This window comes from Streptomyces sp. GQFP (assembly GCF_021545335.1).
Taxonomy (GTDB): domain Bacteria; phylum Actinomycetota; class Actinomycetes; order Streptomycetales; family Streptomycetaceae; genus Streptomyces.
In genome coordinates, this window is sequence record NZ_CP089312.1 from 8,207,140 (window position 1) to 8,232,665 (window position 25,526).

General features: G+C 66.6%; 16 protein-coding genes. 6 read left to right on the forward strand and 10 right to left on the reverse strand.

Going from position 1 to position 25,526, the window contains the following annotated elements; all coding sequences use genetic code 11:
* Positions 1–563 precede the first annotated feature (563 nt).
* Together LUX31_RS36990 and LUX31_RS36995 are read right to left on the reverse strand one after the other, a co-directional pair.
* Positions 564–2,375 (reverse strand): reverse transcriptase/maturase family protein, encoded by a 1,812-nt coding sequence (locus tag LUX31_RS36990; RefSeq protein ID WP_235479037.1) that lies wholly within the window; start codon positions 2,373–2,375, stop codon positions 564–566.
* Positions 2,376–2,898: 523 nt separating this feature from the next.
* Positions 2,899–3,216, reverse strand: a complete 318-nt coding sequence (locus tag LUX31_RS36995; RefSeq protein WP_235479667.1) for a hypothetical protein — start codon at positions 3,214–3,216, stop codon at positions 2,899–2,901.
* Between the two features lie 189 nt (positions 3,217–3,405).
* Between LUX31_RS36995 and LUX31_RS37000 the strand changes: the two genes are divergently transcribed.
* The 4 genes from LUX31_RS37000 (at position 3,406) to LUX31_RS37015 (ending at position 10,926) form a co-directional block, all read left to right on the forward strand.
* Positions 3,406–4,275 (forward strand): helix-turn-helix domain-containing protein, encoded by an 870-nt coding sequence (locus LUX31_RS37000; protein WP_235479668.1) that lies wholly within the window; start codon positions 3,406–3,408, stop codon positions 4,273–4,275.
* A 29-nt stretch (positions 4,276–4,304) separates the two neighbouring features.
* Positions 4,305–4,514, forward strand: a complete 210-nt coding sequence (locus LUX31_RS37005) for a DUF397 domain-containing protein (RefSeq protein ID WP_235479669.1) — start codon at positions 4,305–4,307, stop codon at positions 4,512–4,514.
* Positions 4,515–5,113: 599 nt separating this feature from the next.
* A complete protein-coding gene (locus LUX31_RS37010; protein WP_235479670.1) occupies positions 5,114–10,492 on the forward strand; it encodes a DUF6531 domain-containing protein in 5,379 nt (1,792 codons plus the stop codon).
* 2 nt (positions 10,493–10,494) lie between these two features.
* Positions 10,495–10,926: a hypothetical protein gene (locus LUX31_RS37015; protein WP_235479671.1), complete on the forward strand. Its 432-nt coding sequence runs from the start codon at positions 10,495–10,497 to the stop codon at positions 10,924–10,926.
* A gap of 841 nt (positions 10,927–11,767) precedes the next feature.
* On the opposite strand, the gene LUX31_RS37020 is transcribed toward LUX31_RS37015, so the two are convergent.
* The 4 genes from LUX31_RS37020 to LUX31_RS37035 form a co-directional block, all read right to left on the reverse strand.
* Positions 11,768–13,522, reverse strand: a complete 1,755-nt coding sequence (locus LUX31_RS37020; protein WP_235479672.1) for an NAD+ synthase — start codon at positions 13,520–13,522, stop codon at positions 11,768–11,770.
* A 96-nt stretch (positions 13,523–13,618) separates the two neighbouring features.
* Positions 13,619–15,562 carry a S53 family peptidase gene (locus LUX31_RS37025; protein WP_235479673.1) on the reverse strand — a complete coding sequence of 648 codons (1,944 nt, stop codon included), beginning with the start codon at positions 15,560–15,562 and terminating at the stop codon, positions 13,619–13,621.
* A gap of 154 nt (positions 15,563–15,716) precedes the next feature.
* Positions 15,717–16,337 carry a DUF305 domain-containing protein gene (locus tag LUX31_RS37030; protein ID WP_235479674.1) on the reverse strand — a complete coding sequence of 207 codons (621 nt, stop codon included), beginning with the start codon at positions 16,335–16,337 and terminating at the stop codon, positions 15,717–15,719.
* Positions 16,337–17,023, reverse strand: a complete 687-nt coding sequence (locus LUX31_RS37035) for a DUF3105 domain-containing protein (RefSeq protein WP_235479675.1) — start codon at positions 17,021–17,023, stop codon at positions 16,337–16,339. The genes LUX31_RS37030 and LUX31_RS37035 overlap by 1 nt, the downstream gene beginning before the upstream one ends.
* A 321-nt stretch (positions 17,024–17,344) precedes the next feature.
* On the opposite strand from LUX31_RS37035, the gene LUX31_RS37040 reads away from it, so the two are divergent.
* On the forward strand, positions 17,345–18,706 hold the full coding sequence (locus LUX31_RS37040) for a glutamine synthetase family protein (protein ID WP_235479676.1): 1,362 nt from the start codon (positions 17,345–17,347) through the stop codon (positions 18,704–18,706).
* Between the two features lie 98 nt (positions 18,707–18,804).
* Here LUX31_RS37040 and LUX31_RS37045 read toward each other — a convergent pair whose 3' ends face one another.
* Both LUX31_RS37045 and LUX31_RS37050 read right to left on the reverse strand, forming a co-directional pair.
* Complete coding sequence (locus LUX31_RS37045; RefSeq protein ID WP_235479677.1) at positions 18,805–19,248, reverse strand: VOC family protein; 444 nt, start codon at positions 19,246–19,248, stop codon at positions 18,805–18,807.
* A 59-nt stretch (positions 19,249–19,307) separates the two neighbouring features.
* On the reverse strand, positions 19,308–19,823 hold the full coding sequence (locus LUX31_RS37050; RefSeq protein WP_235479678.1) for a pyridoxamine 5'-phosphate oxidase family protein: 516 nt from the start codon (positions 19,821–19,823) through the stop codon (positions 19,308–19,310).
* Positions 19,824–19,996: 173 nt separating this feature from the next.
* Here LUX31_RS37050 and LUX31_RS37055 point away from each other — a divergent pair, with 173 nt between their 5' ends.
* Entirely contained in the window at positions 19,997–23,005 is a 3,009-nt protein-coding gene (locus tag LUX31_RS37055; protein WP_235479679.1) for a bifunctional [glutamine synthetase] adenylyltransferase/[glutamine synthetase]-adenylyl-L-tyrosine phosphorylase, read from the forward strand.
* 20 nt (positions 23,006–23,025) lie between these two features.
* Here the strand turns inward: LUX31_RS37055 and LUX31_RS37060 are convergent, their stop codons facing one another.
* Together LUX31_RS37060 and LUX31_RS37065 are read right to left on the reverse strand one after the other, a co-directional pair.
* A complete protein-coding gene (locus LUX31_RS37060) occupies positions 23,026–23,952 on the reverse strand; it encodes a phosphatase PAP2 family protein (RefSeq protein WP_235479680.1) in 927 nt (308 codons plus the stop codon).
* 98 nt (positions 23,953–24,050) lie between these two features.
* Entirely contained in the window at positions 24,051–25,085 is a 1,035-nt protein-coding gene (locus LUX31_RS37065; RefSeq protein WP_268828249.1) for a LacI family DNA-binding transcriptional regulator, read from the reverse strand.
* Positions 25,086–25,526 lie beyond the last annotated feature (441 nt).

Sequence of the window (25,526 nt, forward strand, 5' to 3'; positions counted from 1 at the left end):
AGTTCGAATCGTCATCGGCACCTTGCGGCGGCTACCGGTCGCGGGCAGTAGGCGGGCCAGGCTCCAGAGGGCCAGAGCCGCCAGTGCCCAGTGCAGCGCCGCAGCGCTACGCTCTGCCATGTTCATCAACTCCCATGCGGTTGGTGGGCCACGCTCCCGGACGGTCGCCGCGTCGCGGGGCTCTCTGTTCGCTGTTCGGGGCGGTGTTCACGCACACTCCCCTGGGGATCGCGAGGGAGCACCACGTCACCTCTCCACCGCGACTGACGCCCCACTCGCGCGCAATGGCGGCGACGATCAGCAGCCCTCGGCCGCTCTCGTCGTCGTGCCCTGCCACGCGTGGTTTGGCCGACTTCGGTGTCCCGTCGGCGACTTCGACACGCAGTTCGCCGGAGTGGCGCTGCTGCACGCGGAGGTTCACCGAGGTGCCATCGGAGTGCTGGAGTACCGGTAGGCCACTGGCGAGGTGTCCGCTGAACGGATCCTTCTCCAGTGGCCCCCGGTCCGAACCCGCCGTGCACCCTTTCGATGCAGCGGGCTCTCCAGTGACTTGTGCGTGTTCCTCATCCTTGGTCCGCATGGATCCCTCCGTGGCAAGGCGGGCAGACCACGAGAGTTCTGCGCCGCTTCTTGAGCATCAGCTGTGCCCATGCGGTCCGTTCACCCTTGCCGTGAAGCCCTGCGAGGGAGCGAACTTGGTGTACTTCCACCGAAGATCGCTCATCGCAGAGTTCGCACCATCCCTTGCGGAGCCGGTCGATGAGCTGACTGCCGCGCGGGCGGCTGCGGGGGGTGAACTGGGTGGGCGGCAGGTCGTCGATGACGGCCGTCCGCTTGCGGGTGAGGGGAATACCACCGAACCGTGCGATCAGTGGTTTTCTGCCTGGCCGTTCGACCCGGGCCTCGAAGCACCTGCGTGGTCCTTGGGGTGTCTTGATGGTGGTTTTGTACTTGTTGGCCATCGTCGTCACCCTCGACCGGTGCTTGGCGGCCAGGGTCTTGAGCAGGGAGGTCAGCATGACCCCCTTGAGCCGGTCGAGTCTCCAGACGTCGCCGGCCAGCAGGTAGTACTGAACGATGCCCCGGTACTGCGCTCCGTAGATGCCGACGATGTCAAGGGGTGTGCATACGGTCAGCGGGAGCAGGTGCGCGGGTTTTCCGTGCTTGAGGAAGGGGGCGCATTTGGCTTTGATCACGTCCTTGGGCACCCGGAGTTGGATCTTCCCGTTGATGGAGCGTGCACCACGGTTGATGCGGCCGCCCCGGGAGATCTTGTCGTCGGCGTGCTGGACGGTGATCTCGTAGCCGAGGAACCGTGCGGCCTGGGTGCGGCCGTGGGTGATCAGGGTCTTGTCCTGGTTCAGTTCCAGCTTGAGGTCATCGCGCAGGAACTCGACCAGACGTTGTTTGATCGTCTCGGCTTCTGCCTTGGGTCCGGTGAACCCGAGGAGGTGGTCGTCCGCGTAGCGGATATAGCGCAGTCTGCGGTAGCCGGGATCTTGTGGATCACCGGCCGGAAGGCTGCGTAACTGCTTGCGCCATGCGCGGACTTGAGCGGACTCGGTGTGCTCCTTTCGGTAGGCGAGCCGCTTCCTTTCGGCGTTGATCGCGTTCTCCAGGTCTCGGTATGCCTGGTTCTTGCGCCTGGCTTTCCCTCGGGTGTATTCCGGGATGAGAACTGTCTCGACGAAGGTGTCCAGCCGGTCCAGGTAAATATTGGACAGGAGAGGGGAGAGGACGCCGCCCTGCGGGGCTCCCGACAAGGTGGCATGCCATTTCCAGTCCTCCAAGTATCCCGCCTGGAACATCTGTTGAATCAGGCGTAGGAGCCGGTTGTCGTGGATCTTCTCCGCCAGGATCGCCGCCATGACGTCATGGTCGAGCGATCCGAAGCAGTCGGAGATATCTCCCTCGACGAACCAGGTCGTCCCTGTCCAGTTGTATGTCACCTCGGACAGCGCCGTGTGACAGCCCCGGCCGGGACGGAAACCGTGTGAACGGCCAGAGAAGCGGGGCTCGTAATACGCCTCCAGCAGGAGGCGGATCACTTCGCCCACGAGCTTGTCCGACCAGGACGGCAGGCCCAGCGGCCTCAATTTCCCGTTGGACTTCGGGATGTGTGTGCGCCGCACGGGTTTGAAGCGGTAGCGCTCGTGGCGCATGGCTTCGATGATGCGTCCGATCTTGGCTTCGGACATGCCGTCCGCGGTCTCCCCGCAGACCCCGGGGGTCATCGCACCATGGTTGGCATAGATGCGCCCGTAGGCGAGCAGATACAGGTTCGGGTTGAACAGCTGTCGATACAGTTCGCTGCACGGCAGGCCCTGCCTGCCGCGTTCACGCAGGACATCAAGTACCGTTTCGGCGTTCTGCATTACGCATACCTCCCAGCATCGTGATGTCCGATCACCTGGCCCCCTTCGCCCTGTGAGCGGCTTTCCCGCCCGCCTTGGCAGGTCGTTACTCCTGCGACTACTACGGGGCCTCCGTCACCATGGGGCTCGCGCCCTTTAGGTGATCCCATGTTCATCTCTGTTGTACGTATCTAGCGCGACTTAGGCGCCCCACTCATCTCCTTTAATTCCCTCACTGGGAATCATTCCGCGACCCGAAGGGTGCGATGGATATGCAATTACTCCACCGCAGGGTGCGGCGCCGGTGACAAGTGCAGATTTCCGGCGGATGTTACACATTGCATCCTTTGGAGATTGGGGTTCAGGCAGTACAGCTTTCGCCATATCGCGCGGGTCCCTCAGCGCCTCGCTTCCGCACTTGAACACGAGCGCTGATTTTCTGGCATGCTACGGTCCCCTTTTCCTTTCGGATCCAGGTAAGCCATCGGACCCAGGAACCTCCCTTCAGTTCCTCCCGGTTGGACCGGGGATACAACAGAGCGCCTCATGGCGCACTGGCATTGGTGACCAACTCGGAGACGACCAGCGTCGCGGGTTCGATCATCGAGGGCAGATCCCACAGGCGTAGATGGGCGGCGGTGATCCTCCGTATGTGCCGGACGCGGGAGTAGGCGGGGACGAAATCCACCTTGAAGGCATGGAGCACGGCTGGCTCTGTGGCCGACAGGGCTTGTGAGGTGTTGCGCATGGTGCCCTCGCATCGTCGCTGGTGGTTTGGGTGCTGCCCGCCGTACGGCCCCGAAGCCTCGTTCGGGCCCGCCCAGTGCACCCCGAGACGGCCGATCTCGATCAGTGCGCTCAACCACCGTGCCTCGTGTGCGATTTGCTGTGCAAGCACAATTGGGGTGAGGGTAAAATTGGCACATGCCCGAACATGGGCAGGGGGTTGTTCAGTGGGATGCAGAGGGTGGCGCACTCAGGGACAGACCCCCCGACGGCACTGAGCACAGGGCACGTTGAGCACCGGCAGGGTTGGGGAGAGGATCACGGAGTGGCAGCAAAGCGCGGAGCGACCTTCCGGCGCAGGGAGTTGGGCAAGGAGCTGCGCAAGCTCAGGGACAGGAAGGGCGAGACGCTTCAGGAGGTGGCCAAGGCGCTCGGCTTCTCCCACACGAAGCTCGCGCGAGTGGAGATCGGCGAGAACGACCTGCCACGTGTGAGTGACCTCGAAGGCCTCATCGACCACCTCGACATCGACCTCCCCCGTGAGGACCGGGAGTTGCTGCTCCAGCTGCACAGGGAGTCGTTGAGCAAGGAGCCGTGGATGCCGTACAAGGCGTTCATGCCGTCGAGGATGCCGACGTTCCGCGGCCTGGAGCAGGACGCGAAGGTGATGCGCGCCTGGCAGCCGGCCTTCGTCTTCGGCCTGTTCCAGACGGAGGACTACGCCAACGCTCTGTACCGGATCGCGAAGCCGGTCGACGAGACGACGAGCGAGTACGTCGAACAGAACGTCCGGCTGAGGCTGGAGCGGAAGGAGCTGATCACCCGCTCGGAAGAGCCTCTGGAACTACGCGTCATCATGGACGAGGCAGCGGTCCGACGGATGGTGGGTGGCCCCGAGGTGATGCGCCCCCAGTACGAGGAGATCGTGAAGCTGGGCGAGTTGGAGAACGTGACCGTCCAGATCCTGCCTCACGACGTCGTGACGTACCGCACGGAATCCAACTTCATTCTGCTGGACTTCTCCGAGACACTCGACCCTGTGGTGGAGGTCGACATGTGGAACACGATCAGCGTCTCAGACGAGCGGCGGGAAGTTCAGAGGAACATCCGCCGCTTCGACGCCATGCGCGACAGCGCCCTGCCCCCGGCTCGCACAGCCGGCTTCCTGGAAGCACTAGCACGAGAGTGGACATAGCCATCATTACCAAGATCACGACACTTGAAGTGGCCGACGAATCCGCCTGGTTCAAGTCCTCGTACAGCAACGACTCGGGTGGCGCGTGCGTCGAGATAGCGGCATGCGCCGACCACGTCGGCATCCGCGACTCCAAGGACAGAACCGGCCCCGCACTCGTCGTGCCGACTGCGGCCTGGTCCTCGTTCGTCGGGCTCGTGCACACCGGGGATGTCGGCTTCGGCGCGTATCCAGTGTGATGACACCTGGTGGCCCGACGGCGCCGCAACTCAAGGCGCCGTCGGCGGGAGTCGAGCTACGGCGGGAAGCGGCGAGGGGCGATGCGTCAAGGTTGCCGACACGAATGAATCATGAAAAGTGGCTTGCCCCCAGTCGGCGCCTAGGAGAATCGGACCTCTTCGTAGAGTCGCACCAATCGTCTGGCGGGCGTACCCGGCGTGGTTGGCAGCGGGGAGGCAGCGCGGTTCCTCGAAGTTGAGTGTTGCAGCCCGATCAGCCTCGAAGACCTACTGATTCACCGAAAAAATCTTCTCAACTGCCTTCTACCAGAGCCGAGTTGTTGGTAGGCGAAGACGCGGCCAAGGGCGGCTTCTACTCAACGTGCCGGTGGGTAAGTATGCGCAGAGCCGGAGGCGCGATGGCGTGGTTCGAGTGTGAGATCAGGCCGCAGCGGCCGAATTTACTCTGTTGACATGCTCTTGATCGGTAAAGCTACAGTCCCTGAGTCTTTGAGGATCTTATGACTCTCATGTGGAAACGGGGATGTGTAGTGACTTTGCCTGTACGGCGTCGAATAAGACCGGTGCTTCCGGCCGCTGTCCGGACTTTCGTTGTTCTCTTGACGTTCTTTGCGCTCCTGGGAGGGGGCGCTCTGTCGGCGGGCCCGGTGGCGGCAGCCGACGGGGACTCCGTCGACACGGGGCGCCCGGCGGCTCGGATGTCGAAGCCCCTCAAGCCTGTGAAGGCGATGACCGCCAAGCAGCGTGAGGCGCAGGTCAAACGCGATGAGCAACTCTCGGTGATGCGCCCCGCTTTGCGGCACAGCAAGTCGGTGCAGCAGGCGCTGAGTGGTGCAGTCGACGAGAGCCGTGACTCGGTTCTGACCGCTGACGGTGAGCTCGAGCTTTCCACGGCGGCGGCCCCGGCGGCAGCCGAGGATCTCCCGGCCTTCGAGGGGGCGCTCTGGGGTGATACCTACATTGTCAACGATGAGTCCCAGCTTGATCCCGCCGGAGTGGCGACGGCTCTGAAGGCGAATCCGCCGGTCAGCCCCCAGGTGTACCCGAATTTCCGGCCGGGCCGAACAACGTGGTCCGTGGAGGCGGGATGGACCGAGAGTACGAACATTCCGCCAGTCATGCTGCGTATCCAGCTGTACCGGGCGTCGGACAACCAGTTGGTGGCTACCCGGTTGACGAGCCGGACCACCATGTCCAGCGCGGAGACCAACGGCCTGTGCGTACGTTGGGTATCGGGCAGCAGCGCGCCTGCGACGTGTGTCTGGTCCCTTCGCGATGGGCTGCTCGTCGGGAAGGCGGGCACGGTCTACTACGCGAAGCTCTCCTACGCGACGGAGATGACCAACCACTTCTACCAGGTTCCGGACCAGACGAAGCCGACCTACCGTGAGTACTGGCTGCCGACCAAGTGGACCACGGCGGTCACTTCTCCCGGCGCCCCGGTGGTCTACACGCCTGGCATCGGTGAGAGCCTGTCCGGCTGGTGCACTTGCTGGTACCAGGTTCGGATCGCCGACCCGGTGAACACGGCCACGGGCGCGGTCACGGAAACCGTCACGGACGCGGTCATGTCCGGAAGAGGGCTTCCGTTGGCCCTTTCGCGGTCCTACTCGTCGGCCGCTACCGATACGGGCGGGCTGCTGGGCAAGGGGTGGAAGTTGCCGTTCGAGGCTGGCCTGACGATGGCCGCCAGTACGGTCACCCTGGCCGAACCGGACGGCGCCAAGGTCGAGTTCGCGAAGCAGAGTGACGGTACCTTCACGGCACCCAAGCCGGTGCGTTACGTGCTTACCCAGACGAGCAGCGGCTTCACGGTGACCAACGCCGATCACACGAGCCGTGTCTTCAACTCCTCGGGCCGCATGACCGGCTGGCTCGACGGAGCCGGGCAGGGATTGGCGCTCAGCTACTCGGACACCAAGCTCACGAAGATTACGAATGCCGCTGGCCGGGACGCCACGTTCGATGTCGACGCGGCCACAGGCCGGCTCAACTCCGTGACACTGTCCGACGGCCGCAAGGTGGCCTATGGCTACGAGGCCGGTCAGTTGGCGAGGGTTACCGGCACTGACGGCGGCGTGACCCAGTACACGTACACCGGTGGGCGGCTGGCCACGGTCGTCGATCCCAGAGGCAACACCGTCACCCAGAACACCTATGACGAGACCACCGGGCGCATACGCAGCCAGGTCGATGCCAACGGCGGTACCTTCAGCTTCACTTGGAGGGCTGCCACGGACGCTCCGGCCGGTTCTGGCGAGTCGAATGTGACCGACCCGGCGGGAGGCATCTGGACGGACGTCTACGAGGCTGGTGTCCTCATGCGCAGTTACCGTCCGGAGGGCGGCGGCACCGACCGCGTCTACGACCAGAATCTCAACCCCACGGCCGAGTACGACGCCAACTCCAACAAGATCTCGCGGACGTTCGACGCTCGTGGCAACCTCGCCTCTCAGGTGACAGGTGGGGTGACGGAAAAGATTTCCTTCGACACCTCCGACCGCCTCAAGTCCGTGACGAACGGCCGCGGTTACAGCACGTCGTACGAGTACGACGGCAGCGGTGACCGAGTAAAGACCGCTACAGGTCCGGCAGGCACCACCGCGTACACCTACACAGCCAACGGACAGATCGAGACGGAGACCGCGCCGGGTGGTGGCATCACCCGCTACAGCTACACCGGCGCAGGCCTTGTGGAATCGGTGACGACCCCGGGAGGGGGGAAGACGACCTACGGGTATGACGGCGCCGACCGCTTGAAAACCGAGACGGATCCGCGGGGAAACGTGGCAGGGGCCAACCCGGCTGAGTACACCACTCGCTACGACTACGATGCCCAAGGGCGCCTGTCGAAGACCACGGATCCGGAGAGCCTCACCACCGGGTACGGCTACGACGACAACGGCAACGTCAAGACTGTCACCGACGCGCTGGGGCAGATCACCTCGTACGAGTACAACAAGGCGAACCAGCCGATCAAGGTCACCGGCTCTGACGGCAAGTACTCCACGATGGAGTATGACGCCCGAGGCAATCAGACGGCTGCCGTGGACGAAACCGGTCGTCGGACAACCTACGGCTACGACGGTGCCGGTCGCCGCTCCTCAATGACAACGCCGCGTGGCAATGTCGCCGGTGCCGACGCCACGAAGTACACCACCACGTACGGCTACGACGACAACGGCAACCTCATCAAGTCCGTCGACCCGACGGGCGCCGTGACCAGCACCGAGTACGACGCCTTCGACCAGCCGACCAAGGTCACCGACCCGCTGAGCCACGTGACGCTGACCGGCTACGACGCCAACGGAAACGTCGCCCAGATCACCGACCCGTTGAACAAGGTCACCAAGTACGCCTACACGTCTGCGGATCTCCTTGCGACAGTGACCGACCCGTTGAACAAGGTCACCACTTACGGGTACGACACCGACGGCAACCGCACCTCGGAAACGTCCCCGATCGGACGCAAGCAGACCTGGGCCTACGACGCCGACGGCTTGCTGGTGGCGCAGACTGACCCCCGCGGCTACTTCACCGGCAACACAGCCTCGGACTACACCACCCGATATGGCTATGACGCCGCAGGCAACCAGACCAGTGTCACCGATCCATACGGCCGACGGCAGACGCGTGAATACGACAACCTCGGCCAACTGTCCGCTTCACAGGACGCGAGTGGCCGTCGCACCACCTATGGTTACGACTCCCTCGGGCGCATCAAGACGGTCACCGCCCCCGATGAAGGCACCACCGCATACACCTACGACACATCCGGCAACGTACGCACCCGTACTGACGCCAACCAGCACACCACCACGTACAGCTACGACTCCGCCCACCGTTTGACGTCGGTCGTGGACCCGCTCAACCGCAGTGTCGGTTATCGCTACGACGCCGACGGCAACCTGGACCAGACGACGAACGCCCGTGGCACCGTCGCGACGAAGACCTACGACGCGCTGAACCGGCTCACGGGTACCACGTACAGCGACTCGACCCCGGCGACGTCCATCGCCTACGACGCGGCTGGCAACCGCCGCCAGACGGTCGACGCCACGGGTACCAGCACCTTCGTGTACGACGCCGTCGACAGGCTGAAGACCGTCACCCTGCCGACCGGCAAGACCTTCGCCTACGGCTACGACGACGCCGGACACCTGACGAGCCGGACCAACCCGGACGGCCAGCAGACCACCTACACCTACAACTCCGACGGCGACCGCCTCACGGCCACAACCAACAGCCTCAAGACGACTTACGCCCACGCATTCCCGGGCCTCCTGACCGGAGTCACCCTCCCCAACGGATACGCCGAGTCCAGGACCTACGACCGCGCCCTGATGCTCACCGACATCGTCAGCTCGAACAGCACCAAGACCTTGTCGTCCTGGCACGGGGTGCTCGACGGGGACGGCCGACCGCAGCGGGTCGACCAGGTACGGAACAACAACACCGGCAGCACCACAGCCAAGTCGGAGTACTACACCTACGACGAGACCGGCCGACTGAAGGGCGACTGCTCTTCCACCACCAAGGCCGACACCTGCCCGTCCGGTTCACCGACCACGACCTACAGCTACGACAAGGTCGGCAACCGCCTGACACAGACCGGCCCCGGAGGCACCACCAGCTACTTCTACGACGCTGCGGACCAGCTCACCAAGGCAGTCACCGGCACCAGCACCACCAACTACAGCCACGATGCCGACGGCAACCGAACCACCGACGGAATCGACACCTTCGCCTACGACGCCGCCAACCGGCTGAAGTCGAAGGAAACGACCACCTACACGTACGACGTCGACGGCAACCGCGCCACCGCGGTCAATGGCGGTACCACCAGGTCGTACACCTGGGACATCAACAACGAACTCCCGCTGCTGGCAGGGGAAAGCACTGGCTCTGGCGGCTGGTCGGCCGCCTACACCTACAACGAGCTCGGCCAGATCGAATCCACCAAGCAGCCTCAAGGCACCTTCTACTACCACCACGATCTGATCGGCTCGGTCACCGACCTCACCAACTCCACCGGCAGGGAGGTCGCCAACTACACCTTCGGACCATTCGGCGAGAACCCCACGAACCTGAACCTCGGTGCGGAGGACGCACCAAGCAACCGCTTCGGATTCACGGGCGAGTACACCGACCAGACCATCCGGAACGACTACGACGCGGTCGCCACCAGCATCAACCTGCGGGCCCGCACCTACGACCCGAACACAGGCCGCTTCACCAGCCGCGACCCGTACGTCCCGGACGAGAGCACGCCCTACACGCAGTCCTACGCCTACGTGGAGAACGCGCCGACCAGCCGCACCGACCCGAGCGGCATGTGCAGCATCACGACGCAGTTGAAGGATCTGTTCACAGGCAAATGGGGCTGGGGCAGCAACTGCGTTCAGGAAGACCGCGAGACTGCGACACAGCACCCGGCGGTTCAGTCGGCGAAGGCCATCTCCGACAAGGTCACCAGGGGAGCCGTCGAGGCAACGGGCCAGGCTAGCCTCGGCCTGCTCGATGGCTTCACCTTCGGAGGGTTCAGCTACTTCACCGGAGCCGACGTCACCTGCCGGCCGGCGTACAACTTCGGCCTCTACTCGAGTATGGTTCCCTTCCCGATCGGAGGCAGCGGAAAGCGTCTGGCGGCCGAGGGTGCGGGAATTTACCTCATCCCCAAGGCGATAAACTTGCCGTCCTGGAAGGTTGTCGCGGTAGATATGGTTCATGTGATTAGGAATCATACGGCCGGTGGCGCGGTTTACAAGCAAAGTGGCAAAAAGACAAAATTCCCCGACTATATGTCGGCAAAAAAGATCGAGTCGACCATCATGACGGCTTATCGTTTTGCCGTGACTGCTGGTCCGTCCCAAGGGGAAAGAGTGTTCCTCCGCGGTATGGCCGAAGGGCTGGAGATTGAGATGTGGTTGAACAAGAGCACAAAGTTGATCGAGACGGCATATCCGGTCTGGAGATAGTCGTGGAGTTTTCCCTGCGCTGCGATTTTGAATCCCTAGAGATTTCCCGCTCCGAAGCCATCTGGGGAAGCGTGTGGATCGAATCCTGCGGCGAGGTATTTCCCGAGTTCGAGTGGAACGACATGCCGGTTGCCTTCACTTGCGAATTGGCCAGTGTGCTCGAGGCTGCCAGGGGAAAAAGCTTCCGGTCTGGGCGCGTGCGCTTCTTTGACGGCCCTTTTTGGGTGATGGTCGATTGCCCAGTACCCGGAGAGTGTGTGGTAACGCTCGGGGGATCGGGTGGGAGTAAAGCGCTGGCGATGATTCCCATGGGCAAGATTGTCGAGAGTGTACGCTCAATAGCCCGGGGGCTCCTTGAAGCCTGCCATTCGCGAGGGTGGGGCGGGAATCCGGATGTTATCCGCCTTGCAAACTGTTTGGAGTCCTTGAGATGAGGAAAACCCTTTCAGTGCTTGCGGCTGCGTGAGGGGTACGGTGCGCAGTGGAGGTGGCGGTCTCGGGGATCGAGATCGCCACCTTCGCGTATCAGGGTTCTGTGCCAGGTGGGACTCCGCCCGGCCGCCTCTACTCGCCGGTGGAGTTCACGTCGGTCTTCGCGTCAGTGCGATTGGGCTCTGGTTCGTGAGGTTGGCGGTGTCAACATGGGGGCGGGACTTCCGAAGATGTGAACAGCGGCGGCTATAACGACAAGCTCACCCTGGCGACATCTCGCCTTACCAGGCTCAGCTTGGGCGATCCTGGAGGGTTTCGATGGTCGGATTGGTCGAACTCCAAGTTTTTCTTCGCGTTTCAAACGAGCGAGCCCTGAATCGGTTAACCGCGTGAGTCATCCGTGGCTTCCCGTTGGAGCTTGGTGAAGGAAGAATCAAAAGTATTGGAAGGACGAAAAACTTCAGGACGTGCGGTTTCTGATTCTGCTGGAGGAAGGGGTGCAGCCCGGTGAGATGCTCTGCCGAGTGCTTGCCGTAGGTTGGGCAGTGGCAGGTCCCTGGACGGTTCTGAGCGTGGGGGAGCCGTTCATTGCAGGGTGGGAGTTCGTCGCCATTGCCGACCACCGAAGCGCGGACATATCAATCCCAGGGGTGAAGTGGATGAGGATCGCGCTCATTTCGGATTCCCCTGAGGCGTAGCCTCCTGGAGCCGATCGGGTTCGGCCGCCGCGTGACGGACGTAGTCATGTGACGGAGCGACCGAAGCCCGGACCGTGTGTCTGGGCTGAGTCACTGGAGCTAAGAAGCCGTTGTAAGGGCGGCGGGGCGAATCTCGCCCCGCCCCCTACGCCGACTCCCGCCACCCATTGGTAATAGGCAACCGCCGATCCTTCCCGAACCCCTTCGCCGAGATCTTCGTCCCCGGCGGATACTGCCGCCGCTTGTACTCCGCCGTATCCACCATCCGCAGCACCCGAGTCACCAACTCCGCGTCGAACCCGGCCGCGACGATCGCGTCGGCACCCGTGTCCCGGTCCACGTACAGCTCGAGGATCGCGTCCAGTACCGGATAGTCGGGGAGGGAATCCGTGTCGATCTGCCCCGGACGCAGCTCCGCACTCGGCGGTTTGCTGATCGAGTTCTCCGGGATGGGCGGGGTCTGACCCCGCTCCTCCGCCGCCCGATTCCGCCACTTCGCCAGCCGGAAGATCGACGTCTTGTACACGTCCTTGATCGGGCCGTACGCGCCCACCGAGTCGCCGTACAACGTCGAGTAACCCACCGCCAGTTCGGACTTGTTGCCCGGCGCCAGCACGATGTGGCCCTCCTGGTTGGAGATCGCCATCAGCATCGTGCCGCGCAGGCGTGACTGGAGGTTCTCCTCCGCCAGGCCCGTCAGGCCCAGGGAGCCCATGTACGCGTCGAACATCGGCGCGATCGGCACCGTACGGAAGTTCAGCCCCGTCCGGCGAGCCAGTTCCTCCGCGTCGCCGATCGAGTGGTCGGAGGAGTACTTGGACGGCATCGCCACGCCGTACACGTTCTCCGCGCCCACCGCGTCGCACGCCAGCGCCGCCACGAGGGCCGAGTCGATGCCGCCGGACAGGCCGATCAGGACAGACCGGAAGCCGTTCTTCTTCACGTACGCCCGCAGGCCAACCACCAGCGCCGAGTACATCTCCTCGTCGTCGTCCAGGCGTTCCGCGTACGCCCCGGCCAGCTCGGGCTCGTACGCCTCCACCGGCTCCTCCGACAGCACCACCCGGTCGATGCGCAGACCGTCGTCCACCACGCCCACCGGCGGGTCCGGCAGCGCCGCCGGCAGGTCCAGGTCCAGGACCACGCAGCCCTCCGTGAACTGGGGGGCCCGCGCGATCACCTCGCCGTTCCCGTCCACCACGATCGAGTCGCCGTCGAAGACCAGTTCGTCCTGGCCGCCGACCATCGCCAGGTAGGCGGTCGTGCAGCCCGCCTCCTGGGCGCGCTTGCGGACCAGTTCCAGGCGCGTGTCGTCCTTGTCGCGCTCGAAGGGGGAGGCGTTGATCGAGAGCAGCAGGCCAGCCTTCGCCGAGCGCGCCGCCGGGACCCGGCCGCCGTCCTGCCACAGGTCCTCGCAGATGGCCAGGGCCACGTCCACACCGTGTACCCGCAGCACCGGCATCGTGTCGCCCTGCACGAAATAGCGGAACTCGTCGAAGACGCCGTAGTTGGGGAGGTGGTGCTTGGCGTAGGTGAGGATCACCTCGCCGTTGTGCAGCACCGCGCCCGCGTTGCGCGGGGAGCCCGCCGGGCGGCCGAATTTCGGCAGGTCGGTCTCGGAGCGGTCGAGGTAGCCGACAACCACCGGCAGCTCACCGAAGCCCTCGTCGGCCAGGCGCGCGGCGAGCGAGCGCAGGGCCGCGCGGGACGCCTCCACGAAGGAGGAGCGCAGGGCGAGGTCCTCGACGGGGTACCCGGTCAGCACCATCTCCGGGAACGCCACGAGATGCGCTCCCTGCTCGGCGGAGTGCCGGGTCCAGCGGAGGATCGATTCCGCGTTCCCGGCGATGTCGCCGACGCGCGAGTCGATCTGGTTCAGGGCGAGGCGTAGTTGAGGCACGCCGCCAAGTGTAATCGTCAATGCGACGCGATGGGGTGGCGGAGAGGTGTGGGCCACCCCACGTCCCTCCGCCACCCCATCCATCCAGGAGCTGCCTCAGCGGCGGTACGACTCCACGTAACCCTTCGCGGGCGTACCCACGCCGGTCACGTCGTCGTAGCCGCGTACGGCCTTCAGCGAGCTGTCCTTGCCGAGGCTGCGGACGGAGGTGAGGATCCCGTCCGTGGCGTCGTAGCCGTTGGTGAAGTCCAGGCGTGCCACGGCGAGGCCGTACCCCGTGGGGTTGTCGGTCACGTCGTGGTAGAGCCCCGCACGGGAGGTGTACCTCGCGTAGATCGCAGGGTTGGCGAAGCCGATCGGCGCGCCGCCGCGGGCCTCCTGCGCGAGCGCCTGTACGGCCGCGATCACCGGCGCCGCAAGGGACGTACCGCCGATGCGGTACTCGCTGTACGCGACGCCGCCCTCCGGCAGGGTCTGGGTCTGGCCGACCTTGAAACCGGTGTTCGGGTCGGCGATCGCCGAGATGTCCGGGACGACCCGGTTGCCCTTCTCGCTGTTGGCCTTCGCCAGCGAGTTCGGGACGATGCCCTTCTGGTAGAAGGGCTCCGCGACCGTCGCGCTGGTGCCGCCGCCCGCGCCGGAGGTGAAGGCGCCCGGGAAGTCCGTCCAGGACTTGCCGTCGGCCGACAGGGTGGCCTTCTCGGTGCCCCAGCCGGTCTCCCACTGGTACGCGTCACCCTTGCCGACCGCCAGCGACGTACCGCCGACCGCCGTCACCCACGCCGAGTTGGCCGGGGTGTCGACCTGCTTCGTACCGGTGTTGGCGACCTCGTCGCCGTTGTCGCCGGAGGAGAAGTAGAAGCCGATGCCCTCGACCGCGCCCAGCTTGAACACCTGGTCGTAGGCGGCGGCCAGGTCCGGCGTCTGGTTGGCCTCGATGTCGCCCCACGAGTTGGAGACGATGTCCGCGAGGTGCTTGTCGACGATCGTGCCGAGGGAGTCCAGCAGGTCGTCGTCGGTGCAGGACGCCGAGCCGACGTACGTGATGTCCGCCGCCGGCGCGACCGCGTGCACGGCCTCGACGTCGAGGGTCTCCTCGCCGTACCAGCCGGCTGCCGAGCACTCCTCGGTGTACCTGTAGTCCGTCGGCAGGACCTGCTTGAGCTGGCCGCTGCGGTAGGCGGCGTCGCCGTGCTTGGCCGCGTAGGTGGCGGCGTCGCCGGCGATGTACGGCGAGGCGTAGGCGTCCGTGATGGCGACGCGCACCTTCTTGCCGGTCCAGCTGCCCGCGCCGTACGCGGCCCGCAGCTGCTTGCCCGTGTAGCCCTCGACGGCGTACGGGATCTGCTTGCCGTACGCCGTCGGCAGCGTGGTGGCGGTGTTCGAGCCGTAGTACGAGGAGAACGGCCCGGCGTTGCGGAACACCGTCTCCGGCGCCGGCAGCGTGTCGTCGTGGGTCGCCGTGTGCGGGGCGTTGTCCAGACCCGTGACGGTCAGGACGGCACCGTTCAGGCTCTCCGGCGCGGAGGCGGTTTTCGCCGGCGCCCGGTACGTCTTCCTGCCCTTGGCGTAGTTGTGCAGCTGCGTGCCGAAGGCCTTCTCGGCGGCGGCCACGTCACCGGTCACCGTGACGTAGTGCGCCGTCACGCCGGTGACCTTGAGGCCCGCCGACGTCAGCCACGCCTTTACGGCCGCCACCTGTGCCGGTGTCGCCCCGAAGCGCTGCTGGACCTGCGCGGCGGTGAGGTACTTGCCGTACACGGCGGACGTCGGGTCGGAGACGGCCTTCGCGTACGCGGCCAGACCGGTGGCGTCCCGGCCGGCGAGGTAGACCCGGGCGGAGACCTTGGAGCTGTCGGACGTGGCTCCCTTGTCGGCCTTGGCGGTGGCCCACGCGGGCCTGGTGCCGGCGAGCGTGTCCCGGCCCGGGGAGTCCGCGGCATGGGCCGCGGGTATGCCGAGCGCCAGCGCGCCGGCGAGGAGCGGCAGGGTCGCTGCCAGGCTCACACCGGCGCGCGTGATGGCGCGATTGGATCTCATTGAGGAACCCCCTGATGCGGTTCAACGCGAGTGATCATCCGACTCTCGCGATGAACCGTTCATGCCAGGGGAATCAGGGGGACATGGCTGGGCCAAGAACCCCCCAAGGAACCGCATGTGCAAGCGAGTTGAGGCATATGTCCCGACTGCGCGCTCAGGAAAGCGCCTTGGCGCCGCGCTCCTTCAACATCCCCGCCATCAGGGAGATCTCCGACTCCTGCGCGTCGACCATGCCCTGCGCGAGCCGCTTCTCGACCCCCACCTCGCACCGCTCCACACACCCCTGGGCCATGTGGACACCGCCCTGGTGGTGCTCGGTCATCAGCTGGAGGTAGAAGACCTCGGCCTGCTTGCCGCTGAGCTTGCCCAGCTTCGTCAGCTCGGTGTTGGTCGCCATGCCCGGCATCAGCGCGCCGTCCTTGCCGTCGGCCATGCCCGCCATGTCCATCCAGGACATCGGCGCGTCCGAGGACACCTTCGGCAGCTCCCACAGGTCGAGCCAGCCCAGCAGCATGCCGCGCTGGTTGGCCTGCGTCTGCGAGATGTCGTACGCGAGGCGCCTGATCTCCTCGTTGTCCGTCCGGTCGCGCACGATGTACGACATCTCGACGGCCTGCTGGTGATGGACGGCCATGTCACGGGCGAACCCGGCGTCCGCGGAGTCGGCGGCGGGCGCCGTCATCCCGGAGTCGTCGCCGTCGGCGACCGCGTAGGTGATCGCGCCCGCCGCGATGAGCGCCGTCACGGCGGCACCGGCGATCCAGGGCGCGCGCATCACTGCGACAGCCCGTTCGTGCAGGCGGCGCCCGGCTCGGGGGTCTGGTCGCCCTGGACGAACTCCGAGAAGAACTTGTCCACGTTCGGGTCGGTGGCGCTGGTCACCGTGCGCTGCTTGCCCCACGCGGAGAGCATGATCGGGTCGGCCTGCTTGTCGTCCGGGCTCATCAGCGTGTACGGCGTCTTCTTCACCTTGGCCGCGAGCGCGTCGATGTCGGTCTTCGACGCCTTGCTGTTGTACGTCACCCACACGGCGCCGTGCTCCAGCGAGTGCACGGCGTTCATGTTGTTGATCGCCTTGGTGTAGACGTCGCCGTTGCAGTTCATCCAGACCGCGTTGTGGTCGCCGCCGACCGGGGGCTCCATCGGGTAGTTCACGGTCTTGGTGACGTGGTTCTGGGTGAGCTTCGTGTCCCAGGTCTTGACGCCGTCCGCGCCGGTGACGAACTTGCCCGTGCCCTTGGAGTCGCTCGCGGCGGTGCTGCTGTCGTCGTCGGACTGCGACCGCACGAGGACCGTCGCACCGACCACGAGGCCGGCCACTATGACGACGCTCACGCCGATCGTGAGGATCCGGTTCCGGCGCTCGCGCGAGCGCTCGGCGCGCCGCATCTCCTCTATGCGCGCCTTGCGCGCCGCGCTGCCGCTGCCGCTGTCTTTGGCGCTCTTCTTGGCGGAACCCATGGGATCGATCCTTCTGGGGAAAGGGACGGGGAAAGGGACGGTCGGTCCCCTGATCGTAATCCGTGGCGGCTGATCGTCGGCCCCGATGGCCCGCAACGGTTCCGGTCGGTGGTCGCCCATTACGGATATCGCCGCGAACAGGCAAGATGGGCTGCAGAGCGGTCCACCCGCCGTACGTGAGGCGTTCACTCCGAGGTCGGCTGGACGATCAAGGTGCGCAACGCGCATGAAATGCTGTTGTGGTGGGATGCTCAGGTGCCCGACCGCCTTCCGTGGTGCGGGAGACAGGCGGCCTGACCAGCAAGGATGGGGAAGCGGAAGATGGACAAGCAGCAGGAGTTCGTGCTCCGGACGTTGGAGGAGCGTGACATCCGGTTCGTCCGGCTGTGGTTCACGGACGTGCTGGGCTTCCTCAAGTCCGTGGCCGTGGCCCCGGCGGAGCTGGAGCAGGCCTTCGACGAGGGCATCGGTTTCGACGGCTCCGCGATCGAGGGATTCGCTCGCGTATACGAGTCCGACATGATCGCCAAGCCGGACCCGTCGACGTTCCAGATCCTCCCGTGGCGCGCGGAGGCCCCCGGTACGGCCCGGATGTTCTGCGACATCCTCATGCCGGACGGCTCGCCGTCCTTCGCGGACCCGCGCTACGTACTCAAGCGCGCCCTCACCCGCGGCTCCGACCTGGGCTTCACCTTCTACACCCACCCGGAGATCGAGTTCTTCCTCCTGAAGGACAAGCCGCTCGACGGCACCCGCCCGACCCCGGCCGACAACTCCGGCTACTTCGACCACACCCCGACCCACGTCGGCCAGGACTTCCGTCGCCAGGCCATCACGATGCTGGAGTCGATGGGCATCTCGGTCGAGTTCTCCCACCACGAGGGTGCCCCCGGCCAGCAGGAGATCGACCTCCGCTACGCCGACGCGCTCTCCACGGCGGACAACATCATGACGTTCCGCCTGGTCATGAAGCAGGTGGCGCTGGAGCAGGGCGTGAACGCGACGTTCATGCCGAAGCCGTTCAGCGAGCACCCCGGCTCGGGCATGCACACGCACCTCTCCCTCTTCGAGGGCGACCGCAACGCGTTCTACGAGTCGGGCTCGGAGTACCAGCTCTCCAAGGTCGGCCGCTCCTTCATCGCGGGCCTGCTGAAGCACTCGGCGGAGATCGCCGCCATCACCAACCAGTGGGTCAACTCGTACAAGCGCATCTGGGGCGGCTCGGAGCGCACGGCGGGCGCCGGCGGCGAGGCCCCCTCGTACATCTGTTGGGGCCACAACAACCGCTCGGCCCTGGTCCGCGTTCCGATGTACAAGCCCGGCAAGACGGGCTCCGCGCGCGTGGAGGTCCGCTCCCTGGACTCGGGCGCGAACCCGTACCTGGCGTACGCCGTCCTGCTGGCCGCCGGCCTCAAGGGCATCGAGGAGGGCTACGAACTGCCCCCGGGCGCCGACGACGACGTATGGGCCCTCTCGGACGCGGAGCGCCGCGCGATGGGCATCGAGCCGCTGCCCCAGAACCTGGGGGAGGCGCTCACGCTGATGGAGCGCAGCGAACTGGTCGCCGAGACGCTTGGTGAACACGTGTTCGACTTCTTCCTGCGGAACAAGCGGCAGGAGTGGGAGGAGTACCGGTCCGAGGTGACCGCGTTCGAGCTGCGGAAGAATCTGCCGGTTCTTTAGGGGCTGTTTTGGGGTCCACCGGCCGCTTTCCCCTGCTGCGGCCGGGGGGGGGCTTGTCGCGCAGTTCCCCGCGCCCCTAAAGGGGGGCTGCGCCCCCTTTAGGGGCGCGCCGCCAGTTCGCCGAGCAGCTCGTGCAGGGGCTTCTGTGCCCGCACTCGGTACTCCTGGATCGCCCAGCCATTCCCGTCCGGGTCCTTGAAGTACATGAAGGTCGCGCCGTCGTCCGGGGAGTACTGCATCGGTTCCGAGACCTCCAGGCCGCGTTCCGTCAGTTCGGCGTGGGCCGCCTTGATGTCGGGGACGCACAGCTGGAGGCCCTGGTACGAGCCCGGGGCCGGGGTGGGGCCGTCCATCGTCTCCCAGACGGTGTCGCCGAGGGCGATCGAACAGCCCGAGCCGGGTGGCGTGAGCTGGACGATGCGCATTCCCGGCATGACCTCCTGGTCGATGTCGACGTGGAAACCGGCCTTGTCGCGGTAGAAGTCGCGGGCCCGGTCGATGTCGCTCACGGGCAGCGGGATCACTTCCAGCGTGTACTGCATGGCAGTCCTCCAGATCGCTTCACGTCGTCCTTGACGGGCGCTCAGGGCGCTCAGGGCCCTCAGTCGAACCGCCAGCGCGTCTGGCTGAACGGCTCCCCCTTACCGAAGCCGAAAACCGTGCGGGGCGCCACCGAAAAGACCACAGCGTGTCCGGAGCCGTGCTGGAAGTGACCGTCCCGCACCTCGAAGTGCCAGAAGCTGCCGTATTTGGCCTCCCAGGCCGCGGCCAGCTCGCGCAGACGGTCGTCGTCCGACACCCGTACGGCCTCGCCCTCCACCACCAGGTCGTAGCCCTTGTCCCAGGTGTTGGTGCCCGTCGTCAGCACGACCTGCGGGTTCTGGGCGAGGTTGCGGGCCTTGCGTTCCTCGGGGCCCGTGCAGAAGTGCAGCGCGCCGTGCGACCAGATCGCGGGCAGTGGGGTGACGTGGGGGCGGCCGTCGGGTCGTACCGTCGAGATCCAGAAGAGTTCTGCGGAGCTGAGCCGTGCTTCTGTCTCGGGCCACGGGGGAGGGGTGGCGGTCTCGTCGCTGTAGCGGGGGTCGAGCCGGGTCTGCGGGGCAGTCGTGCCGGACATGGGGTGCCTCCTCGACGTCGGTGGTCCCGTCGTAGGGCTGACCCCGTACGGCGGCGGAAATCATCGGTCCCACCAGTGGACATCGCTCCGGTCCGGCCGGCGCTTCCAGCGGCCTCTCCGGTTAGGCTCATGGCCGTACGACCTTGATCCGCTGGTCCGACGGGAGGCCCAGGATGATGGCGCCGGGGCGCAGGAGCAGTACCTTCACGCGGCTGCTGCGGCACGGCTTCACCGATCCCTCCGGGGCCGAGCGGCTCCTCGAGAGTGCCGGGCTGGCCTCCCTGCGGGACGACCCGGTGCTGCTCGACGCGCTGGGCGCGACCGCCGACCCGGATCTCGCGCTGCTCGGGCTCGTCCGGCTCGTCGAGGCGCAGGACGGGCGGACCGCACGGCACGAGCTGCTGGACACGGTGATAGCGGCCAAGCCGCTGCGCGACCGGCTGCTCGGCGTGCTCGGCGCCTCCGCCGCCCTCGGGGATCACCTCATCCGGCATCCACGCGACTGGCACGCCCTCGTCATGTACGAGCCCCGGGACCTCCACCCCGGAGTGGAGGAGTTCGAACGCGGGCTCGCCGAGGCCACCGACCCCGTCTCGCTGCGCGTCGCCTACCGGCGCTGCCTGCTGTCCATCGCCGCCCGCGACGTGTGCGGTACGACCGACATCGCCGAGACCGCCGCCGAACTGGCCGACCTCGCCACCGCGACCCTGCGCGCCGCCCTCGCCATCGCCCGGACCGCCGCACCCGAGGACGCCTCGATCTGCCGGCTCGCCGTCATCGCCATGGGCAAGTGCGGTGGCCACGAGCTGAACTACGTCTCCGACGTCGATGTCATTTTTGTGGGGGAGGCTGTTGAGGGGGCCGATGAGGGCAAGGCGCTGCGCGCCGCCACCCGGCTTGCCTCCCATCTCATGCGGATCTGCTCCGAGACCACCATCGAGGGCAGCATCTGGCCCGTCGACGCCAATCTGCGGCCCGAGGGGCGTAACGGCCCGCTCGTGCGGACGCTTAGTAGCCATCTCGCTTACTACCAGCGCTGGGCCAAGACCTGGGAGTTCCAGGCCCTGTTGAAGGCCCGGCCGGTCGCCGGTGACGTCGAGCTGGGGGCGGAGTACGTCGCCGCGCTCGCCCCCCTCGTCTGGCATGCCGCCGAGCGCGAGAACTTCGTCAACGACGTGCAGAAGATGCGCCGTCGGGTCGTCGAGAACATTCCCATCGCCGAGGTCGAGCGGGAGCTGAAGCTCGGGCCCGGTGGTCTGCGCGACGTCGAATTCGCCGTGCAGCTCCTCCAGTTGGTGCACGGGCGGGCCGACACCTCCCTGCGGAGCGGGACCACTCTCGACGCGCTGAACGCGCTCGCCGCCGGTGGGTACGTCGGGCGTGCCGATGCCCTACAGCTCGACGACGCCTATCGGTTCCTGCGGTCCATGGAGCACCGGATCCAGCTGTTCCGGCTCCGGCGCACCCATCTCGTCCCCGAGGGCGAGGCCGATCTGCGGCGCATCGGGCGGTCGTTGGGGCTGCGCACCGACCCCGTCGCCGAGCTGAACCGGGAGTGGAAGCGGCACGCGTCCGTCGTACGGCGGCTGCACGAGAAGCTCTTCTACCGGCCGCTGCTCGACGCCGTCGCCCAACTCGCCCCCGGCGAGAGCAGGTTGAGCACCGGTGCGGCCCGGGAGCGGCTGGTCGCGCTCGGGTACGCCGATCCGGCCGCCGCCCTGCGGCACCTGGAGGCGTTGGCGAGTGGGGTGAGCCGGAAGGCCGCCATCCAACGTACGTTGCTGCCCGTCCTGTTGGGCTGGTTCGCCGACTCCGCCGACCCGGACGCCGGACTGCTCAACTTCCGCAAGGTGTCGGACGCGCTCGGCCGAACCCCTTGGTATCTACGGCTGTTGAGGGACGAAGGCGCCGCCGCCGAGAACCTCGCCCGCGTCCTGTCCGCCGGGCGTCTCGCCCCCGACCTGCTCATGCGGGCCCCCGAGGCCGTCGCGCTCCTCGGCGACGGTGACGGCGGAGGCCAGCTGGAGCCCCGCGAACGCGACCACCTGGAGCAGGAGATACTGGCCGCCGTCGGACGCTCCGAAACCGGCGAACAGGGCGTGTACGCCGCCCGCGGTGTCCGCCGACGCGAACTCTTCCGTACGGCCGCCGCCGACATCGTCGGCTCCTACGGCACCGAGCAGTCGCCCGCCCAGGCCGACCAGGGCGCCCTCGTGGACCTGGTCGGCGGCGCACTCTCCGACATCACGGCGGCGACCATCGCCGGGACCCTGAGGGCTGTCGTGCGAGATGGGTGGGGCGACACCCTGCCCACCCGGTTCGCGGTGATCGGCATGGGCCGCTTCGGCGGACACGAGCTGGGTTACGGCTCCGACGCCGATGTGCTCTTCGTGCACGAGGCCCGGGAGGGCGTCGGCGAGGAGGAGGCCGCCAAGGCCGCCAACGCCGTGGTGTCCGAGATGCGCCGACTGCTCCAAGTACCCAGCTCCGACCCGCCGTTGCTCATCGACGCGGATCTGCGCCCCGAGGGCAAGTCCGGGCCGACCGTGCGCACCCTGACCTCGTACGAGGCCTACTACCGCCGTTGGTCCCTCGTCTGGGAGTCACAAGCGCTACTGCGGGCCGAAGTCGTCGCCGGAGACCTGGAGTTGGGGCGCCGCTTCATCGAGCTGATCGACCCGCTGCGCTACCCGGCGGAGGGGCTCGGCGACGACGCGGTGCGCGAGATCCGGCGGCTGAAGGCACGGATGGAGTCGGAGCGGATGCCTCGTGGCGCCGATCCGACCCTGCACACCAAGCTCGGGCGGGGCGGCCTCTCGGACGTGGAGTGGACCGTCCAGCTGCTGCAACTCCAGCACGGCTGGGCCGAACCCGGGCTGCGGACCACCCGTACCCGCGAAGCCCTCGCCGCGGCCTGCGCCGCCGATCTCATCTCCGGCGAGGACGCCGCGATACTGGACGAGGCATGGGTCCTGGCCACCCGGGTGCGCAACGCCGTGATGCTGGTGCGCGGGCGGGCCGGGGACACCTTCCCCTCCGACGGGCGTGAACTGGGCGCCGTGGGGCGGTATCTGGGGTACGGGCCGGGGCATGTCGGCGACATGATCGACGCGTACCGCAGGACCACCCGACGGGCCCGGAGCGTCGTGGACACGCTGTTCTACGGGGCCGCGTCCGTGTAGAAGCCGCCCCGGTCAGCCGGCTATGGCTTGACCGGGAGCAGCGGCCCGCCCTGCCCCTGCACCGGGACCAGCTTCGGGAGGGCGTACGGGAGGCTGCCGTACCAGAGGCGGGCCACCAGGAAGCCGAAGCTCAGGCACATGAGGCCGCCCACCGCGTCCAGCCAGAAGTGGTTGGCGGTGGCGACGATCACCAGCAGGGTGGCCATCGGGTAGAGCAGACCGAGGACGCGCACCCACGGGACGGTCGCCAGGGCGAAGATCGTCAGACCGGCCCAGGTGGACCAGCCGATGTGCATCGACGGCATCGCCGCGTACTGGTTCGACATGTGCTTGAGGTCGCCGGAGGCCATCGAACCCCAGGTGTGGTGGATCATCACCGTGTCGACGAAGTCGCCGCCGTTCATCAGCCGGGGCGGGGCCAGCGGATACAGGTAGTAACCGACCAGTGCGACGACCGTGGTCGCGAAGAGGGTCAGACGTGTTGCCGCGTACCGGCCCGGGTGACTGCGGTACAGCCACACGAGAACACCGAGCGTGACGACGAAGTGCAGCGTCGCGTAGTAGTAGTTCATGCCCACGATCAGCCAAGTCACCGAGTTGATCGCGTGGTTGACCGATTCCTCGAAGGCGATGCCCAGGCTGTGCTCGGTCTTCCAGATCCAGTCCGCGTTGCGCAGCGCCTCGGCCTTCTGCTCCGGTACCGCGTTGCGGATGAGCGAATACGTCCAGTAACTGACCGCGATCAGCAGGATCTCGAACCACAGCCGCGGCCGGCGCGGAGCGCGGAGCCTGCGCAGGAAGGTATTGCCCGCGCGGCCGTTCACCTCGTCCGGCGCGTTCGTGGCGTCCGTTGCGTCTGCCGGGTCCGCTTGGCCAGCTTGGCCCGCGACAGAGTGCGGAGCGGCCATGTCATGGCCTTCCTTCGTCGTCACGGTCGTCTCACCCATGGGCACAGAGTCTGCCAGATACGGCCCCCTTCCAGATCATCCCCTGGTCCTGTACGACCCGCACGTTCTACGGCAGGGGAGGCGCCCCGAACTCCTACCTAGGAACGAGTACGTTCCCCAGGGGCCGAGGCCGTCGAACCCCGAACCACCAGCTCAGGCATGAACACGAACTCGCTGTGCGGGGCGGGCGTACCGCCGATCTCCTCCAGCAACGTGCGTACGGCGGCCTGGCCCATCGCCGGGACCGGCTTGCGTACGGTCGTGAGGGGCGGGTCGGTGAAGGCGATCAGGGGGGAGTCGTCGAAGCCCACGACCGAGATGTCCCGGGGGACCTCCAGACCGCGCTGCCGGGCCGCCCGTATCGCGCCCAGCGCCATCATGTCGCTCGCGCACACCACCGCCGTACAGTCGCGGTCGATGAGCGCCGTGGTCGCTGCCTGACCGCCCTCGAGCGTGTACAGCGAGTGCTGGACGAGACGTGTCTCGACGTCCTGAGCCGTCAGACCCAGCAGGTCCTGCATCGTGCGGACGAAGCCCTCGATCTTGCGCTGCACCGGCACGAAACGCTTCGGGCCGAGCGCGAGACCGATGTTGGTGTGGCCGAGCGAGACGAGGTGCGTGACCGCGAGGTTCATCGCCGCGCGGTCGTCGGGGGAGATGAACGGCGCCTGCACCTTGGGGGAGAAGCCGTCGACCAGCACGAACGGCACGCCCTGGGCGCGCAGTTGCTCGTAGCGCTGCATGTCGGCGGAGGTGTCCGCGTGCAGTCCGGAGACGAAGATGATGCCGGCCACGCCCCGGTCGACGAGCATCTCCGTCAGCTCGTCCTCCGTGGAGCCGCCGGGCGTCTGGGTGGCCAGGACCGGGGTGTAACCCTGCCGGGTCAGGGCCTGGCCGATGACCTGCGCCAGGGCCGGGAAGATCGGGTTCTCCAGCTCCGGGGTGATGAGGCCCACCAGGCCCTCGCTGCGCTGCCGCAGCCGGACGGGGCGCTCGTAGCCCAGTACGTCGAGGGCGGCGAGCACGGACTGGCGGGTGGTGGCGGCGACGCCCGGCTTCCCGTTGAGGACCCGGCTGACCGTCGCTTCGCTCACCCCCGCCTGGGCGGCGATGTCGGCAAGCCGTGTGGTCACAGGGCTGGACTGTACCGGCCGCCCCTCCCCTTGCCCACCGAACATCCGTCGGGCACGGGCGGTCGGACGGCCCACCGGACGGCCGGAACGGCCGCCTGCCGCTGGGGGTTGCTGCGTCATCGCGCTCCCTCGGTGTTCTGGTCGGGCCTGGTTGGCAAGAGCTTGCAGAGTCTTGCACAAGAGTCCCGGATCGTGCTGATCGACGGTAGAGAGCAGGCCCAGTGCGGGGTCAGGGCGGGTACGGGAGGGGTTCGAGGCGAGCTCGGGGCGGTGTCGGACGGGTCACGGCACGGTAACTGTCGTCGGTTCTTGCACTTTTTTTCTGCAAGGTCTTTCGTAACGCTTACACGGCTGTTACGTTCACGTCGCCCGGCGGCGGCAACGAAGCGGCCGGCACATCGGTGGAAACGGCGGACGGGGCCGTTACCGCCAGTACACGGG

Bases quoted from the DNA above. Each gene is read 5' to 3' on its own strand.
- LUX31_RS36990 (WP_235479037.1), bottom strand. From the start codon at position 2,375: ATGCAGAACGCCGAAACGGTACTTGATGTCCTGCGTGAACGCGGCAGG.
- LUX31_RS37025 (WP_235479673.1), bottom strand. From the start codon at position 15,562: ATGAGATCCAATCGCGCCATCACGCGCGCCGGTGTGAGCCTGGCAGCG.
- LUX31_RS37030 (WP_235479674.1), bottom strand. From the start codon at position 16,337: ATGCGCGCGCCCTGGATCGCCGGTGCCGCCGTGACGGCGCTCATCGCG.
- LUX31_RS37035 (WP_235479675.1), bottom strand. From the start codon at position 17,023: ATGGGTTCCGCCAAGAAGAGCGCCAAAGACAGCGGCAGCGGCAGCGCG.
- LUX31_RS37040 (WP_235479676.1), top strand. From the start codon at position 17,345: ATGGACAAGCAGCAGGAGTTCGTGCTCCGGACGTTGGAGGAGCGTGAC.
- LUX31_RS37045 (WP_235479677.1), bottom strand. From the start codon at position 19,248: ATGCAGTACACGCTGGAAGTGATCCCGCTGCCCGTGAGCGACATCGAC.
- LUX31_RS37050 (WP_235479678.1), bottom strand. From the start codon at position 19,823: ATGTCCGGCACGACTGCCCCGCAGACCCGGCTCGACCCCCGCTACAGC.
- LUX31_RS37055 (WP_235479679.1), top strand. From the start codon at position 19,997: ATGATGGCGCCGGGGCGCAGGAGCAGTACCTTCACGCGGCTGCTGCGG.
- LUX31_RS37060 (WP_235479680.1), bottom strand. From the start codon at position 23,952: ATGGGTGAGACGACCGTGACGACGAAGGAAGGCCATGACATGGCCGCT.